General features: G+C 69.5%; 14 protein-coding genes. 11 read left to right on the forward strand and 3 right to left on the reverse strand.

Going from position 1 to position 15,447, the window contains the following annotated elements:
- Positions 1-43: 43 nt before the first annotated feature.
- Both AMK34_RS10140 and AMK34_RS10145 read left to right on the forward strand, forming a co-directional pair.
- Positions 44-1,411, forward strand: a complete 1,368-nt coding sequence (locus tag AMK34_RS10140; protein WP_073844821.1) for a 3' terminal RNA ribose 2'-O-methyltransferase Hen1 — start codon at positions 44-46, stop codon at positions 1,409-1,411.
- Entirely contained in the window at positions 1,408-3,900 is a 2,493-nt protein-coding gene (locus AMK34_RS10145) for a polynucleotide kinase-phosphatase (protein WP_073844823.1), read from the forward strand. The genes AMK34_RS10140 and AMK34_RS10145 overlap by 4 nt, the downstream gene beginning before the upstream one ends.
- A gap of 72 nt (positions 3,901-3,972) precedes the next feature.
- Here AMK34_RS10145 and AMK34_RS10150 read toward each other — a convergent pair whose 3' ends face one another.
- Together AMK34_RS10150 and mca are read right to left on the reverse strand one after the other, a co-directional pair.
- A complete protein-coding gene (locus AMK34_RS10150; protein ID WP_038508378.1) occupies positions 3,973-4,308 on the reverse strand; it encodes a hypothetical protein in 336 nt (111 codons plus the stop codon).
- On the reverse strand, positions 4,308-5,201 hold the full coding sequence (mca, locus tag AMK34_RS10155; protein ID WP_038508375.1) for a mycothiol conjugate amidase Mca: 894 nt from the start codon (positions 5,199-5,201) through the stop codon (positions 4,308-4,310). Before mca ends, AMK34_RS10150 begins: the two co-directional genes overlap by 1 nt.
- Positions 5,202-5,347: 146 nt before the next feature.
- On the opposite strand from mca, the gene AMK34_RS10160 reads away from it, so the two are divergent.
- From AMK34_RS10160 to AMK34_RS10170, 3 genes are all read left to right on the forward strand, one after another.
- On the forward strand, positions 5,348-5,803 hold the full coding sequence (locus AMK34_RS10160; protein WP_073844825.1) for a DUF4307 domain-containing protein: 456 nt from the start codon (positions 5,348-5,350) through the stop codon (positions 5,801-5,803).
- Positions 5,804-6,002: 199 nt separating this feature from the next.
- Positions 6,003-6,503 (forward strand): transcription elongation factor GreA, encoded by a 501-nt coding sequence (gene greA, locus AMK34_RS10165; RefSeq protein ID WP_016337198.1) that lies wholly within the window; start codon positions 6,003-6,005, stop codon positions 6,501-6,503.
- Positions 6,504-6,583: 80 nt separating this feature from the next.
- Positions 6,584-7,387, forward strand: coding sequence for an MBL fold metallo-hydrolase (locus AMK34_RS10170; RefSeq protein WP_038508370.1), 804 nt, complete (start codon positions 6,584-6,586; stop codon positions 7,385-7,387).
- Here the strand turns inward: AMK34_RS10170 and AMK34_RS10175 are convergent.
- On the reverse strand, positions 7,384-7,857 hold the full coding sequence (locus AMK34_RS10175; RefSeq protein ID WP_038508367.1) for an Lrp/AsnC family transcriptional regulator: 474 nt from the start codon (positions 7,855-7,857) through the stop codon (positions 7,384-7,386). The two genes, AMK34_RS10170 and AMK34_RS10175, sit on opposite strands and share 4 nt — an antisense overlap.
- 122 nt (positions 7,858-7,979) lie before the next feature.
- Here AMK34_RS10175 and hppD point away from each other — a divergent pair, with 122 nt between their 5' ends.
- The 6 genes from hppD to AMK34_RS10205 all read left to right on the forward strand — a co-directional run bounded on the left by hppD (position 7,980) and on the right by AMK34_RS10205 (position 15,439).
- Positions 7,980-9,179, forward strand: a complete 1,200-nt coding sequence (hppD, locus tag AMK34_RS10180) for a 4-hydroxyphenylpyruvate dioxygenase (RefSeq protein ID WP_038522379.1) — start codon at positions 7,980-7,982, stop codon at positions 9,177-9,179.
- A 199-nt stretch (positions 9,180-9,378) separates the two neighbouring features.
- Positions 9,379-9,936 (forward strand): YbaB/EbfC family nucleoid-associated protein, encoded by a 558-nt coding sequence (locus AMK34_RS10185; RefSeq protein ID WP_073844827.1) that lies wholly within the window; start codon positions 9,379-9,381, stop codon positions 9,934-9,936.
- A gap of 32 nt (positions 9,937-9,968) precedes the next feature.
- A complete protein-coding gene (locus AMK34_RS10190; protein WP_038508363.1) occupies positions 9,969-10,283 on the forward strand; it encodes a type VII secretion target in 315 nt (104 codons plus the stop codon).
- Entirely contained in the window at positions 10,283-14,560 is a 4,278-nt protein-coding gene (locus AMK34_RS42980; RefSeq protein ID WP_158073281.1) for a hypothetical protein, read from the forward strand. Before AMK34_RS10190 ends, AMK34_RS42980 begins: the two co-directional genes overlap by 1 nt.
- Positions 14,553-14,993, forward strand: a complete 441-nt coding sequence (locus AMK34_RS10200) for a hypothetical protein (protein WP_073844829.1) — start codon at positions 14,553-14,555, stop codon at positions 14,991-14,993. The genes AMK34_RS42980 and AMK34_RS10200 overlap by 8 nt, the downstream gene beginning before the upstream one ends.
- Positions 14,990-15,439, forward strand: coding sequence for a hypothetical protein (locus AMK34_RS10205; protein ID WP_073844831.1), 450 nt, complete (start codon positions 14,990-14,992; stop codon positions 15,437-15,439). The genes AMK34_RS10200 and AMK34_RS10205 overlap by 4 nt, the downstream gene beginning before the upstream one ends.
- The last annotated feature ends 8 nt before the right edge of the window (positions 15,440-15,447 follow it).

Genomic DNA, 15,447 nt, shown 5'->3' on the forward strand with positions numbered 1-15,447 from the left:
AAAAGCGGGGGCGCGGAGCGGCGGTCTGCGCGACACTCGTCCGGTGCTCCTGACCATGACCACCACCCGGAACCCGGCCACCGACCTCGGCTTTCTCCTGCACAAGCATCCGGAGAAGGCGCAATCGCTCACGCTCTCGGCCGGGACGGCGCACGTCTTCTACCCGGAGGCGGCCGACGAGCGCTGCACCGTTTCCCTGCTGGTCGAGATCGACCCGGTCGACCTCGTGCGCGGCGGCGGCACGTCGCTGACCCAGTACGTCAACGACCGCCCGTACGCGGGCGGCTCGTATCTGGCGGTGGCGCTGCGGGCCGCCTTCACCACGGCGCTGGCCGGCCGGTGCGCGAACCGGCCGGAGCTGGTCGACGAGCGTTTCCCGCTGGAGATCCGGGTCCCGTCGCTGACCGCGCGAGGCGGCGCCGAGGTCGTCCACAAGCTCTTCGAACCGCTCGGCTGGCAGGTCGAGGCGAAGGTCGTCCCGCTCGATCCCGAGTTCCCCCAGTGGGGCGATTCCCGCTACGTCGATCTCCGGCTGACCGGCACGCAGCGTGTCGTCGACGCGTTGCGGCACCTGTACGTGCTGCTGCCCGCGCTCGACGGCGACAAGCACTACTGGATCGGCCAGGACGAAGCGGACAAGCTGTTGCGCGTCGGCGAAGGCTGGCTCGCCGCGCATCCGGAACGCGACCTGATCACCAACCGGTACCTCGAACGACGTCGCCCGATCGTCTCGTACGCGCTCGACCGGCTCGCCGAGGCGGACGACGTGCCTGCCGAAGCCGAGGCCAGGGTCACCGAGCAGCCGGACCGGCCCGAACCGCTGGCCGTCCAGCGTCAGGGCAGTGTGCTCGCGGCGCTCCGGGCGGCGGGCGCACGGCGTGTGCTCGACCTCGGCTGCGGTGGTGGCGCGTTGCTGCGCGTGTTGCAGAAGGAGCCGTCGTTCACCGAGATCGTCGGTGTCGACGTTTCCGCGAGCGCGCTCGACATCGCCGAAAAGCGACTGAAGGACAAGTCGCGAATCACCCTGAAGCAGTCCGCGCTGACCTACGCGGACCCGTCGCTGGCCGGCTATGACGCGGCCGTGCTGATGGAGGTGATCGAGCACGTCGACGAGGAGCGCCTGCCCGCGCTCGAGCACGCCGTGTTCGGGGTCGCCGCGCCGCGGACGGTGCTCGTCACGACGCCGAACGCCGAGTACAACCGGCACTTCGAATTCCTCGAAGAAGGCCGGTTCCGGCACGCCGACCACCGTTTCGAGTGGACACGCGAGCAGTTCCGTACGTGGGCCGAAGGAGTCGCGGCACGGCGCGGCTACGACGTCCGCCACCTGCCGGTGGGACAGGAGTCCCAGGAATCAGGACCGCCGACCCAAATGGCGGTCTTCACGTCTCGAAAGGAGGCCGTGGCATGAAACTGACCATTCCCGACATGTCCCTCGTCGTGCTCGTCGGCGCCTCCGGCTCCGGCAAGTCGACCTTCGCGCGGACGCATTTCGCGCCGACGCAGGTGCTGTCCAGCGACTACTTCCGCGGCCTGGTGGCCGACGACGAGAACGACCAGGGCGCCTCGGGCGCCGCTTTCGACGTGCTCCACTACGTCGCGGCGAAGCGGCTCGAAGCGGGACGGATCACCGTCATCGACGCGACGAACGTCCAGCGCGCGTCGCGGGCGAGCCTGCTGAAGCTGGCGAAGGAGTACGACGTCCTGCCGACGGCGATCGTGCTGGATCTGCCCGTGAAGGTCTGCCAGGAACGCAACGAGGCCCGGCCGGACCGCGATTTCGGCGAGCACGTCGTCCGGCGTCAGCGCGGTGAACTGCACCGCTCGCTGAAGTCGTTGGAGCGCGAGGGTTTCCGTCGTGTGCACGTGTTGCGGAGCGAGGCCGAGATCGCCGAAGCGGAGATCGTCGTCGAGCCGCTGCGCAACGACCGTCGCGACCTCACCGGACCGTTCGACGTCATCGGCGACGTCCACGGCTGCCGCGAGGAACTGGACGAACTGCTCGTCGAACTGGGCTACGTCGACGGCGTGCACCCGGAGGGACGGACCGCCGTGTTCGTCGGCGACCTCGTCGACCGCGGCCCCGACACCCCGGGCGTGCTGCGCCGCGTGATGGCGATGGCCGAGGCGGGCAGCGCGCTGGTCGTCTGCGGGAACCACGAACAGAAACTGGTCCGCGCGCTGAACGGGCGCAAGGTCAAGACCACGCACGGCCTCGCGGAGTCGCTGGAGCAGCTTTCCGCGCAGGACGAGGACTTTCGCGCGAAGGCGCACGCCTTCTGCGAAGGGCTCATCGCGCACTATGTCCTCGACGGCGGCGACCTCGTCGTCGCGCACGCTGGCCTGCCCGAGAAGTTCCACGGACGCGCGTCCGGCCGGGTGCGGAGCACCGCGCTCTACGGCGACACGACCGGCGAGACCGACGAGTACGGCCTGCCGGTCCGGTTGCCCTGGGCGCGCGACTACCGCGGCAAGGCGATGGTCCTCTATGGACACACGCCGACGTTGGAGCCGGAGTGGATCAACGGGACCATGTGTCTCGACACGGGCTGCGTGTTCGGCGGCAAGCTGACCGCTTTGCGTTATCCGGAGCGGGAAGTCGTCTCGGTGAAGGCGAAGAAGGTCTGGTACGAGCCGGCCCGGCCGCTCGAACCGGCGCGGCCATTGGGCGGACGCGAGCCCGCGGTGCTGGAGCTGGGTGACGTCACCGGGAAGCGGATCGTCGAGACCCGGCACCACGGCCGGGTCGGGGTCTCCGCCGAGCAATCGGCGGCGGCACTCGAGGTGATGAGCCGTTTCGCCGTCGACCCGCGCTGGCTGCCGTACCTGCCGCCGACCATGGCGCCGTGTTCGACGTCCGCCACGGACGGCTACCTGGAACATCCCGAGGAGGCTTTCGCCGAGTTCCGCGCGGCGGGTGTCGATCACGTCCTGTGCGAGGAGAAGCACATGGGTTCGCGGGCCGTCGTGCTCGTGTGCCGTGACGACGACGTGGCTCCCGCGCGGTTCGGGATCCAGGGACCCGGCGCGGTCTACACCCGCACCGGCCGTCCGTTCTTCACTCCGGACCAGAACGCGCGGCTTCTCGCCGATGTGCGGGAAGCGGCGGCGGACCTGTTCGAGGAACTGGACACCGGCTGGCTGCTGCTCGACACGGAGTTGCTGCCGTGGAGCGCGAAGGCCGGGTCGCTGATCTCGGGCCAGTACGCGGCCGTCGGCGCGGCGGCGCAGTCCGTGCTGCCCGCTGCCGTCGCGTCACTGGACGCGGCCGCGGCTCGCGGGATCGACGTGTCGGAACTGTTGGCGCGCACCAGGACTCGCGAGTCCACTGTGGACGCTTACCGGCAGGCGTACCGGCGTTACTGCTGGCCGACCGACGGCCTCGACGGCGTCCGGCTGGCGCCGTTCCAGATCCTGGCGTCGGAGGGACACGCGTACCACGACCGGCCGCACGAGTGGCATCTTGCGCTGCTGGACCGGCTCACCGGCGACCGGTTCACCCGCACGCGGACGCTGGCCGTCGACACCACCGACCCGGCGTCGGTGACACGCGGCGTCGCATGGTGGCTGGAGCTGACCGGCGCGGGCGGCGAGGGCATGGTCGTCAAACCGGCGGCGAACCTGACGCGGGGCACCCGCGGGCTGGTGCAGCCGGGGGTGAAGGTGCGCGGACGCGAGTACCTGCGGATCATCTACGGGCCGGACTACACGCTGCCGGAGAACCTCTCGCGCCTTCGCAAGCGGGGTCTCAACCGGAAGCGGGCGCTGGCGTCGCGCGAGTACGCGCTGGGGCTCGAGGCGCTGGAGCGGCTGGCGCGCGGGGAACCGCTGTGGCGGGTGCACGAGTGCGTGTTCGCCGTGCTGGCGCTGGAGTCGGATCCGGTCGACCCTCGCCTCTGACGCGCTTCGGAAATGCCATGAAAGGTCCTTTCCTTGCGAAATTTGCAAGGAAAGGACCTTTCATGGCAGCGCTCAGTCGGACTTGGCGGTCGGCTTCTCGGCCTTCGCGACCGGCTCGCTCTCGGCCTTCGGGGCTTCGGGAGCCTCCTCGGCCGAAGCGGGAACCTCCTCCGCAGGAGCGGCGGGCTCGTCGAAGCTCTCCGGCAGCCGCTTCAGGTGCTTGGTCATCGACCGCACCAGCAGCGCGACGGCGATCAGGAACAGGATCAGGATCAGGAAACCCACCGGCGACGACTTGCCGAAGTCCTCACCTTGGCCGCCGTTGTCGCCGTTGCCGGGCTGCTGCGCCAGGAACTGCGACGACACCGTCACCGGAACGACGGCGAACGCCGGCACCACGAAACTCATTAGCCCTCCTTCAAGCCGGCGAACAGATCGTCCTCCGGCAGGGTGCTGTCCACCAGTGAGCGGACCAGCTCGTACTCCTCGGTCGGCCAGACCTCGCGCTGCAGGTCGCGCGGGACGGCGAACCAGCGGCTGTTCGGGTCGATCTGGGTGGCGTGCGCCTTGAGCGCCTCGTCACGCTGCTCGAAGTACTCGCCGCATTCGACGCGCGTGGTCACCCGCTCCATGACGTCGGCCTTGTCCGGGTCCCACGACTTGAGCCACTCCTCGTACGGCGACTCCAGGCCGCGCGCGAGCAGGCCCTCGTGGAACACGGTCATCCTGGCGCGCGAGAACCCGTGCACGTAGTACAGCTTCATCGGCTGCCACGGCTCACCGGCGTCCGGGTACCGCTCCGCCTCGCCCGCGGCGTCGAAGGCCGCGACCGAGATCTCGTGCGTGCGGATGTGGTCGGGGTGCGGATAGCCGCCGTTCTCGTCGTAGGTGACGATCACGTGCGGGCGGAACTCGCGGATGACCTTCACGAGCGCACCGGTGGACTCTTCGAGCGGGATGACCGCGAACGAGCCCTCGGGGACCGGGGGAAGCGGGTCGCCTTCAGGCAGACCCGAGTCGATGAACCCGAGCCAGGTGTGGCTCACGCCGAGGATCTTGGCCGCGCGGGCCATCTCCTCCCGGCGGATCTCGGTCATGTTGGTCAGTACTTCGGGACGGTCCATGGCCGGGTTCAGCACACTGCCCGCTTCGCCACCGGTACAGGTCACGACCATGACCTCGTGCCCCTCGGCGGCGTACTTGGCCATGGTGGCGGCACCCTTGCTCGACTCGTCGTCGGGGTGCGCGTGCACCGCCATCAGGCGGAGGCGTGACTTCGGCGGTTCATCGGCAGACACCATGCTCCGAACGTCCCCTTCTCGTTCCCTATTCCCCTCCAGACCCTGCCTGACGGCTCGCCCGGCCGGGCGCGGATACTCGAGGGGAACCACTCGCATACGACCCCATTGTCCCTGCGAGCACGACGACACCAACCGGGAGGCCCGGGTTGAGCACGGGACAGGACGCTCCCACCGCGGAAAGCACCCGGATGGACGTGCCGGGAGACCGGTACGGCAAGACCCGCTCCGCGAAGCCCGCCCGCTGGCGGCGCCTGGTGTTCGCCCTGGTCGCGCTGCTGGTCAGCGGCGGGATCGCCTATGTCGCGTACACGAACTTCGGCAGCGCGCCCATCGAGGGCGAACGCGTCTCGTTCGACGAGAAGCCGGGCGACGCGATGGAGATCACCATCAACGTGACCAGGGACGATGTGAACCGTCCCGGTGTGTGCGTCGTCCGGGTCCGTGACAAGGCGGGCGCGGAAAGCGGCCGTAAAGAGGTCTTCGTTCAGCCTGGTTCGAAGAACAGCCGGGTGACGACCACCATCAAGAGCATCGGAAAGCCGGTCACGGCTGATATCTTCGGATGCTCATACGACGTACCACGGTACCTGTCAAGGCCATAGCGGCCAACGGGGTGAAACAGGCGCCCAACGCCGAGGCGCGACCGAATTCCACCGGCGGCGATACCTCGCGCCGTGTTACTCTGATCTACCGGCACGGCCCAAGACGGGCCGTGTTTTTCCTTTATCTCAGCCAGGCCGGCGCGCCATGCCGGTCCGGTGGCCGGCTTGTACACCCAAGCCTGGCAGGCCCTACTAGGAGATGGTGACCGTGAGCGACACAAAGGTGACCTGGCTGACCCAGGATGCCTACGACAGGCTCAAGCAGGAACTCGACCACTACATCGAGCTCCGCCCGGTCATCGCTGCGAAGATCAACGACAGCCGGGAAGAGGGCGACCTCAAGGAGAACGGCGGCTACCACGCCGCCCGTGAGGAGCAGGGCCAGCACGAGGCCCGCATCCGCCACCTCCAGGAGCTCCTCCGCTCGGCCAAGGTGGGCGAGCCGCCCGCCAACGACGGCAGCGCCGGACCGGGCAAGGTCCTCACCGTGCGTTACGACGGCGACGACGAGGACGAGAACTTCCTCTTGGCGACCCGTGAAGAGGGCACCGAGGGCGACCTGGACGTCTACTCGCCGGAGTCCCCGCTCGGCAAGGCGCTGCTCGGCGCCAAAGAGGGCGAGACCCGCGAGTACGAGCTGCCCAACGGCAGCATCCAGAAGGTGACGCTCGTCAAGGCCGTGCCGTACACCGGCAAGTAGCCTCCCGCGCGCCCGGCTCCCATGGCCGGGCGCGCATATGAGCCGTTAGCGTGACCTCCGGAGAATTCTGGAGGGAAACGATGAGCGAACTACCCATCTGCGTCGCCTGCGGCATGCAGTACGCGGAACCCCGGTCGGACTGCCCGATCTGCGAGGACGAACGTCAGTACATCCCGCAGGCCGGACAGCGCTGGACCGATCTGGACACCGTCCGCGCGAGCGGGACGTACCAGGCACGCATCGAGGAGCAGGGCCCCGGCCTCATCGGGGTCGGGTCCACTCCCAACTTCGCCATCGGCGAGCGCGCCCTGCTGGTCAAGGCCGAATCCGGCAACTTCCTGTGGGACTGCGCGGGCTTCATCGACGACGACCTCGTCGCCAAGGTCCGTGACCTCGGCGGCCTCACCGGCATCGCGATCAGCCACCCGCACTACTACACCACCATGGTCGAGTGGGCCCACGCCTTCGACGTGCCGGTCTACCTGCACGAGGGCGACCAGCAGTGGATCGGCAGGCCGGATCCGGCGATCAAGCTGTGGAGCGGGACGACCCTCGACGTCGCCCCCGACCTGCGGCTCATCAACCTCGGCGTGCATTTCGCCGGCGGGACCGTGCTGCACTGGCCGGGCGGGGAGAACGGCCGCGGCGCGGTGCTCTCGGGCGACATCCTGCAGGTCATCCCGGACCGTCGCTTCGTCGGCATGATGTACAGCTACCCGAACCTGATCCCGGAGCGCCCCGAGGTCGTCCGCCGCGCGGCCGAACTGCTCGAACCGTACGCGTTCGAGGCGATCTACGGCGCCTGGTGGGACGCGATCATCCGCACCGACGGGCACGAGGCGGTCCAGAGGTCGGCCAAGCGGTACCTGAGCCAGGTGGGCTAGCTCCTCGCCAGCCGTTCCAGCAGCGGCCGTACGCGCGGCGGAACCGGCGTCGACAACGCGATCGACGTCGACGTCCGCCGCACGTACGGCGCGCCGACCACCTCGTCCACCACCCGCTGCAGGTCGTCGTTGTTGCGCGCGACCATCCGCACGAAGAGGTCGCCCTGCCCGGTCGTCGCGTGGACCTCGCAGACTTCGTCGATGGCGGACAGCGCCTCCGCGACCTCGGCCCGGCGGCCCTGCGCGATCTCCAGGACGGCGAACGCGGTGAGGCCGTATCCCATCGCCGCGAGGTCGAGTTCGGGCGGGAACCCGCCGAGGATCCCGCGTTCGGTCAACCGGTCCAGCCGCGCCTGCACGGTGCCCCGCGCGACGCCGAGACGGCGCGCGCATTCGAGCACGCCGAGCCGGGGCGAGTCGGTGAGCAACAACAGCAACCGCGCGTCCAGTGCGTCGAGCGCTTCCGACATCGGGCCTACTTCCTGAACAGGTTGTCCACTTTGACTGCGCGCACCCTGCTTTGACTGGTCATAGTGCGCAGTGAAATCTTTGACCGTTGCACATTTTGTCACGTGCTCCGATGCTTCAGGGCATGACGCACACAGTGGAACCCCAGGGTGCTCTTGACGACGTGAGCTACGACCAGCTGCGTCAGCTCGTCGGCCTCGTCGACCACGACTCTTCGACCGACCCCTTCCCGGTGAAGTCGATGGACGCGGTGGTGTTCATCGCGGGCAACGCCACGCAGACCGCGTGGTTCTACCAGGTCGCGTTCGGCATGCAGCTCGTCGCGTACTCCGGCCCGGAGACCGGCCACTTCGACCGTAAGTCGTTCGTGCTGAAGTCCGGCTCGGCCCGCTTCGTGATCACCGGCGGTGTCCAGCGCGACTCCTCGCTGCTCGACCACCACCGCCGCCACGGCGACGGCGTGATCGACCTCGCCCTCGAGGTCGCCGACGTCGACCGGTGCATCGAACACGCCCGCTCGCAGGGCGCCACCATCCTCGAAGAGCCGCACGACGTTTCCGACGAGCACGGCACCGTGCGCGTCGCCGCGATCGCGACCTACGGCGAGACCCGCCACACGCTGGTCGACCGGTCGAAGTACACCGGCGTCTACCTGCCGGGCTACGAGCCGCGCGAGAGCAGCGTCGTCCGCCCGGAAGGCGCGCCGAAGCGGCTGTTCCAGGCCGTCGACCACTGCGTCGGCAACGTCGAGCTCGGCAAGATGGACTACTGGGTCGACTGGTACCACCGCGTCATGGGCTTCGTGAACATGGCGGAGTTCGTCGGCGACGACATCGCGACCGAGTACTCGGCGCTGATGAGCAAGGTGGTCTCCAACGGCAACCACCGCGTCAAGTTCCCGCTCAACGAGCCGGCGATCGCGAAGAAGCGGTCGCAGATCGACGAGTACCTCGAGTTCTACGGCGGCGCCGGCTGCCAGCACATCGCGCTGGCCACCAACGACATCGTCGCGACGGTGACCGCGATGCGCGCCGCGGGCGTCGAGTTCCTCGACACCCCGGACTCCTATTACGACGACCCGGAGCTGCGCGCGCGGATCGGCGAGGTGCGGGTGCCGATCGAGAAGCTCAAGGAGCACCGCATCCTGGTCGACCGCGACGAGGACGGTTACCTGCTGCAGATCTTCACCAAGCCGATCGGCGACCGCCCGACGGTGTTCTACGAGCTCATCGAGCGGCACGGTTCGCTCGGCTTCGGCAAGGGCAACTTCAAGGCCCTGTTCGAGGCCATCGAGCGTGAGCAGGAGCGTCGAGGCAACCTCTGACCCCGGCAGTTCGCAGGGCGTGAAAGGGCTCTTCATCGCACTTTGTGCGGTGGAGGGCCCTTTCGCTACGTGACGGGGCCGACTTTGTCGGCGGAGGGTGGTACACCGGACGGGAACTAAACTTCGAGCGCACCCGGAACCGGAGACCTCTCCGGACCGTCAGTGTGAAGACGTCAGCACGCAGCTTGGAAGGGTCCCGATGCCGGACAACGTCGACGCCAGCGAACGCATGGTGGACAACTGGACGAAGCAGATCCAGGAGACCGCCGCGCGCTATCAGGCGATGGCCGCCCGCATGCAGGGTCAGACCGTGACCGAGCGGTCGAAGGACAACACCATCGAGGTCACGATCGACTCGAAGGGCCTCCTCACGAACCTCGTCATCTCCGAAGCCGCGAGCGGCAAACGGATGGCGGAGGTCTCGTCGCAGGTCATGCGCCTCGTCCAGCTCGCGCAGTCGCGGATCCCGGAACTGCTGCAGGCGGCGATGGCCGAGACCGTCGGCACAAGCGACGAGACGGCGAACAGGGTGATCGCGGAAGCGCAGAGCACCTTCCCGGAGGCTCCGCCCGAGGAGAACCTCGCACCGCCGGAACCCGAGCGGCACCACCGCTTCGGCCCGGAGGACGACGAGCCCTCGCCGCCGCCGTCGCAGGCGAACCCGCCCCAGAACCCACCTCAGCCGAAGCCGATCCCGCGCCGCCGCCGCACGCAGGACGACGATGACGACGATTTCGGCGGCAGCATCCTTTCGTAGACGTCCATCCGGCCTGGTAGAGGGGAGAAACCATGGCAGGCAAGGGTTTTGAGCTCGGCGCCGACCTCGACGCGCACGCCAAGCAGATCGACGGCATCGCCGACGGCCTGCGCACGGCGGTCGACGCCGCGCAGCAGGTGAGCATGCCGACCGACGCGTACGGCATCATCTGCCAGCCGTTCCGGATGATGCTCGACCCGGTCGAGGAGTTCGGCATCAACGCGCTGACCAAGGCCGTCGAGGCCGCGACGACGGTGGCGAACAACGTGCGGTCCGCGTCCAACGCCTACCAGACGCAGGACGAGAACTTCGCCGCCGAGTTCAAGAACGCGCAGGTGCCTGACTGATGCCCGAGGGAAACCCGCTCGTCGCGAACGCGCCGACGGATGGCGACGGCCCGGGTCCGCTGACGGCCGGGAACAGCGAATACGGCTACGGGGCGGGCATCGGCGTCGCCGAGTCGGCCATGGACGCCTTCAACGGCATCTCGAACGGCGACTGGATCGGCGGCGGGCTCGGTGTGCTGAGCCTCGCGGGCGAGCTCGCCAGCGCGGCGATCGACCCGTTCGGCTACCTGATGTCGTCGGTGGCCTCGTTCCTGATGGAACACATGCAGCCGCTGAAGGACATGCTGGACGCCGTCGCCGGCGATCCGCCGGTCATCCAGTCGTACTCCGAAACCTGGGGCAACGTCGCCAAGAAGCTGGAAGACACCCAGGTCGAGTTCTCGAACGCGGTCAAGAACGGCACGACCGGCTGGACGGGCGAGGCGGCCGACCAGTACCGCAAGCAGGCCGCGGAACAGGCCGAGGCGATCAGCGGCGCGGCGACGGTCGCGGGCGCGATCAGCACCGTCGTGATGATCTTCGGCGAGATCGTCACGTTCGTCCGTGAATTCATCCGCCAGCTGATCGCGGACGCGGTCGGCAAGCTCATCGCGTGGGTCATGGAGACGGTGTTCTCCCTCGGCTTCGGCACGCCCGTGGTGGTCGCGCAGGCCGTCACCGCGATCGCCAAGTGGGCCGCGAAGATCGCCGACAAGCTCAAGGAACTGTGCGACGCGATGCGGCGGGTCTCGCCGCTGCTCGGCAAGCTGGCCGACGTCTTCGAGAAGATCATCAAGATCTTCGGCAAGATCGCGGGCAAGGTCACCGGCCTGGACGTGATCAACACCAAGAACATCAAGCCGGGCGGGTTCATCCAGCGCGGCGGCAGCGGCGGCGGATCCGGTGGGTCCGGCGGCGGATCCGGCTCGGGGTCCGGGGACGGTCCGGACGGCGACGGTTCGGGCAGCGGTAGCGGCTCCGGCGACGGCTCCGGAAGCGGCGACGGTTCCGGCAGCGGCTCCAACGGAGACAACTCCGGGGGCAACTCGGGCGACACCGGCAGCGGCCCGAACGACGGCTCCGGGGGCAACTCCGGCGACACCGGCAGCGGCACTGGCGGCAACTCCGGCGACACCGGCAGCGGCCCGAACGACGGCGGGTCCAGCGGAGACACCCCGTCCAACACCACCCGCGGTGGTGACGGTGGCGGCTCGTCCACCCGCTCCGACAGCGGCTCCCCGAACCGCGCCGGCGACGGACCGTCCACTTCGGACGGAAACTCCGCCGGTGGCGATGGTTCCTCCAGTGCCGCCCGTTCCGACGCGCCGACGCCGCATACCCGGTCCGACGGTGGTTCCCCCGGCGATTCCGCCACCCCGAACCGCGCGTCCGACGGCGGCTCGCCGAGCCCGAACCGCGCGGACACCGGAGGTTCGCCCAGCCACACACCCGACGGCGGCTCTCCCGCCCCGCACACGCGGACGGACACCGGCGGCTCCCCGAGCCACACGCCGGACAGCGGCTCCTCCACCCCGCACACCCGTGCCGACAGCGGTTCCCCCGCTCCGCACACGCGGGCCGACAGCGGCGGTTCCCCCAGCCACACCCCGGACGGGGGCTCGCCCGCACCGCACACCCGTGCCGACTCGAGTGGTTCCCCCAGCCACACACCCGACAGCGGTTCCCCGGCCCCGCACACCCGTGCCGACTCGGGTGGTTCCCCGAGCCACACACCCGACAGCGGTTCACCCGCCCCGCACACCCGCACCGATAGCGGCGGCTCCCCCAGCCACACCGGTGACGGCGGCTCGCCCCGGACGCACGGCGGCGACGGCGGCGGTTCACCCACCCCTCGTTCCGACCCGTCGCCCGGCCACCACGGCGGCAACGACGGCGGCAGCCCCACCAGGCCGACCGACAGCGGCACGACGACCAGCGGTACCGCGCCCACGGCGCCGCGTCTCGGCGACGCAGGCCCGTCGCACATGCCTTCGCAGCGTGGCGGTTCCGGCGGCGACGGTTCGCCCGGTGTCCCGCCGCAGGGCCAGCCGATGGCGGGCGGCATGCCGCCTCAAGGCGCTCCGGGCGGCACCCCCGGCGGCACTCCGGGTTCGCCCGGCGGCAGGCCCCAAAGCGGCGGCTGGACGGGTACGCCCGGTTCGCCGCGCACCCCGGACCCGCACGCCCCGCGCACACCCGACACCCACACCGGCCCCAGCCGCGGTCCCGGCCAGACCGGCCCCGGCGGACGGCCGAACCAGCCGCATCAGCCGCAGCCGGTCGCCCGTGGCAACGACTTCGGCCCCGGCGCCCAGCCGCACACCGGCACCCCCGGTTCGCCGGGTACGCACGGCCCGGGCAACCGGCCGGGCGGCACGGGGCCCGGCAACACCGGCCCGGGCGGCCGCGGTCCCGGGGGCCACTCCGGGCCGCCGCACTCGCCGGACGGCCACGGCCCCGACGGGCACGGCCCGCGCCAGGACCCGGACGGTCACCCGCACGACCGCGGCCCCGACGCCGAGCCGGATCGCCCGCTGACGCCGGACGAGGTCAACCAGCGGCATTCCGAAGGCACGCCCGCGGGCAGCTCGTACCACCGTGGCGACTCGGACATGGGCGACCTGCCGCACCGCGTCCAGCCGGATCCGGACGGCCGCTACACCGTCGACGTGCACGTCACGCCGGACGGCCACGCCCGTATCGGCAACCGCACCTACACCCCGGAAGAGTTCGCGGACATCCTGCGACGCAACGGGGATTACGACGGCCGCCCGATCCGCCTGATCGGCTGCGACGCCGGCTCGAACGACTTCGCGCGCCGTCTGTCGCGGGAGCTCGACACCGAGGTGATGGCGCCGAGCAAGCCGGCGTGGACCGACTCGAACGGGCGCGTCTTCTCGTCCGATTACGAGATCGGCCCCGACGGCCGCCCCCGGCCCAAGATCCCGCCGAACGGCGAATGGGACGTCCACAGCCCCGACGGCACCGCCCGCCGGGCGAGCGACGACGGCTTCACCCCGGACACCTCGCACGCGGACAAGCACGACGTGGACGCCGACAGCGCCCGCGACCGCGGCAGGGACTTCCCTTCACAGCACGAGATCGAGGGCGGCTGGAAGGAGCCGGACTACACCCCGCCTCGCCGGGACGTCACGTTGCAGCCGGGCGAGCGGTTCTACGATCCCAGCAACCCGAGGCCGCTGGACCCGAACACGAAGTACGAGGTCACCGATGGCTCCGGCCGACGGTCGACCATCTACACGGACGACTCCGTGCCGCCCAAGATCACGCATGTCGACGCCGACGTCCCGAACACCCGGATCGGGTCCGATCCGTCCAACTCACTGGCGAACCCGGACACGGACCACCTCCTCCCCGACGTCGACTACCGGGTGCACACCGGCGAGGGCCGGTTCGAGTTCAGCACCGACGGCAACGGCAATCCGAAGCTGGACCTGGACGACTTCGATCCCCCTGCCAACGCCAGGCCGGAAACCGTGCCGAACTGGGATCCCAGTGCGAACGGTGACGGCCCGTTCAGCAACAAGCCCCGGTCGGAACTCACTCCCAACACCGCGTACAAGGTGTACTCGACGGACGCCAACGGCAACAAGGTCCTGCACGGGACCTTCTACACCAACAACGAAGTGCCGCCGCGCTTCACCCATATCGAGACCCGGCCGGACGATCCCAAGAACCGCTGGATCAACCCCGAGACCGGCGACAAGCAGACGATGCACGACGCGCAGGCCGGCAGGCCCGACGGCCTTCCGCTCAAGGGCGTCAAGTACAAGATCGGCGACTTCCACTACCACGCCGACCAGTACGGCAACAGCCCGGTCTCGTTCGAGCCCGACTACTCCAGTAAGGCGGGACCGCGCGGGAACACGAGCGCCATGACCCGGATCGGTGCGATCGGCGTCGCGGACACCGGACTGCCCGCACGAGGCGGCCACACCGGGGACCACGCCTCCGGCGCGGGTGGCGGCCGTATCGCCGGTGCCCCTCAGGCGCATACGCAGAACAACCACACCGCCGGGAGCGACGAGAACAACTGGGCGTACTCGGAAACCGACCGTCGGACAGCCGAAAGCCGCGGTGGCGACCACGGCAGGGTGCGGACCTGGCTCGAGGAACCGTCCGTCGGGGAGACCCCGGACCGGTGGCACACCATGTCCGAGAGAATCGCACCGGACGGAACCCGCACTTACAACTTCAGGAGCTTCGTGAATGTCCCCAACCCCGCCCCCGTCGCCCCCCACACCCCCCTCCGGCCAGAGCCCCCGGCAAATGTCTGACCAGGAGCGGGCCGATCAGCTGGTCCAGCAGATCGGCGCGGCCGTGCTGCAGGAGGCGCCGCCGGGGTGGCGGCGGATCGACCTCAAGGCCACCATGGCCACGATGGTCGAGGAGGTGGCGATCACCGTGATCATGGAGGACGGAAGCAGCGCGCAGATGCAGCCGCCCGACATCCGGGCGGCCCTCCAGGAATCGCGTCAGGCCCTTTACGAACCGGGGAAGGGCACCTGGCTGGCGATGCGGCTCATCCTCGACCCTCCGGGCTCGTTCGCCGTCCACTACAACTTCACCTTCGATCCGCTGTGGGATCCTCCCGTCCCGGCGGTGGTCTACCAACGCGACCTCGAGGCGTTCCCGCGCGACGAGGAGAACATTCCGGCCTGGTACCGGGCACGGCTCGAAGAGCAGCAGGAAGGAGCTGAGCAGGCGTGACGATTCCGGCCAAGTTCGGTGACGTCGACCAGGAACGGATCCTGACCGAGATCGCCGACCAGCTGAAGTTCCTGCTCCCTCCCGGCTGGGACTACGTCCAGATCAAGTACAACGCCATCGGCGACTACCGGGAAACGGCCGCCATCGTGCGGTCGGTGGCGGAAACCCTCACCCCGTGGACCCCGCCGGAGGTCATCGCGGACCTGTTCGCCGAGCTGCGGGCGGGAGCCGCGAATCCCGTCGGGGGCACCTGGCTGGGCGCCGTGTTCGAAATGCGCCATCCGGGTTCGTTCAGGGTCAACTTCAACGGAACGGCGGAGCCGGAGTTCCGGAACCCGCCGCCCGCCGAAGCCTTCGCGGATGAACTTCGGCGCTTCCCGCGTGCGGCCGAGAACATCCCGGACTGGCTGCGGCTGCGGGCCGACGAAGCCGGCGACGCCTCCTGACGCCTGAA

Origin of the sequence: Amycolatopsis sp. CB00013 (assembly GCF_001905755.1) — a bacterium.
Taxonomy (GTDB): Bacteria; Actinomycetota; Actinomycetes; order Mycobacteriales; family Pseudonocardiaceae; genus Amycolatopsis; species Amycolatopsis japonica.

What these genes read in the sequence shown, in the direction of transcription:
- hppD (WP_038522379.1), top strand. Translation starts at nt 7,980, where the DNA reads ATGACGCACACAGTGGAACCCCAGGGTGCTCTTGACGACGTGAGCTAC.
- AMK34_RS10200 (WP_073844829.1), top strand. Translation starts at nt 14,553, where the DNA reads ATGTCTGACCAGGAGCGGGCCGATCAGCTGGTCCAGCAGATCGGCGCG.
- AMK34_RS10170 (WP_038508370.1), top strand. Translation starts at nt 6,584, where the DNA reads ATGAGCGAACTACCCATCTGCGTCGCCTGCGGCATGCAGTACGCGGAA.
- AMK34_RS10175 (WP_038508367.1), bottom strand. Translation starts at nt 7,857, where the DNA reads ATGTCGGAAGCGCTCGACGCACTGGACGCGCGGTTGCTGTTGTTGCTC.
- greA (WP_016337198.1), top strand. Translation starts at nt 6,003, where the DNA reads ATGGTGACCGTGAGCGACACAAAGGTGACCTGGCTGACCCAGGATGCC.
- AMK34_RS10185 (WP_073844827.1), top strand. Translation starts at nt 9,379, where the DNA reads ATGCCGGACAACGTCGACGCCAGCGAACGCATGGTGGACAACTGGACG.
- AMK34_RS42980 (WP_158073281.1), top strand. Translation starts at nt 10,283, where the DNA reads ATGCCCGAGGGAAACCCGCTCGTCGCGAACGCGCCGACGGATGGCGAC.
- AMK34_RS10190 (WP_038508363.1), top strand. Translation starts at nt 9,969, where the DNA reads ATGGCAGGCAAGGGTTTTGAGCTCGGCGCCGACCTCGACGCGCACGCC.
- AMK34_RS10145 (WP_073844823.1), top strand. Translation starts at nt 1,408, where the DNA reads ATGAAACTGACCATTCCCGACATGTCCCTCGTCGTGCTCGTCGGCGCC.
- mca (WP_038508375.1), bottom strand. Translation starts at nt 5,201, where the DNA reads ATGGTGTCTGCCGATGAACCGCCGAAGTCACGCCTCCGCCTGATGGCG.
- AMK34_RS10150 (WP_038508378.1), bottom strand. Translation starts at nt 4,308, where the DNA reads ATGAGTTTCGTGGTGCCGGCGTTCGCCGTCGTTCCGGTGACGGTGTCG.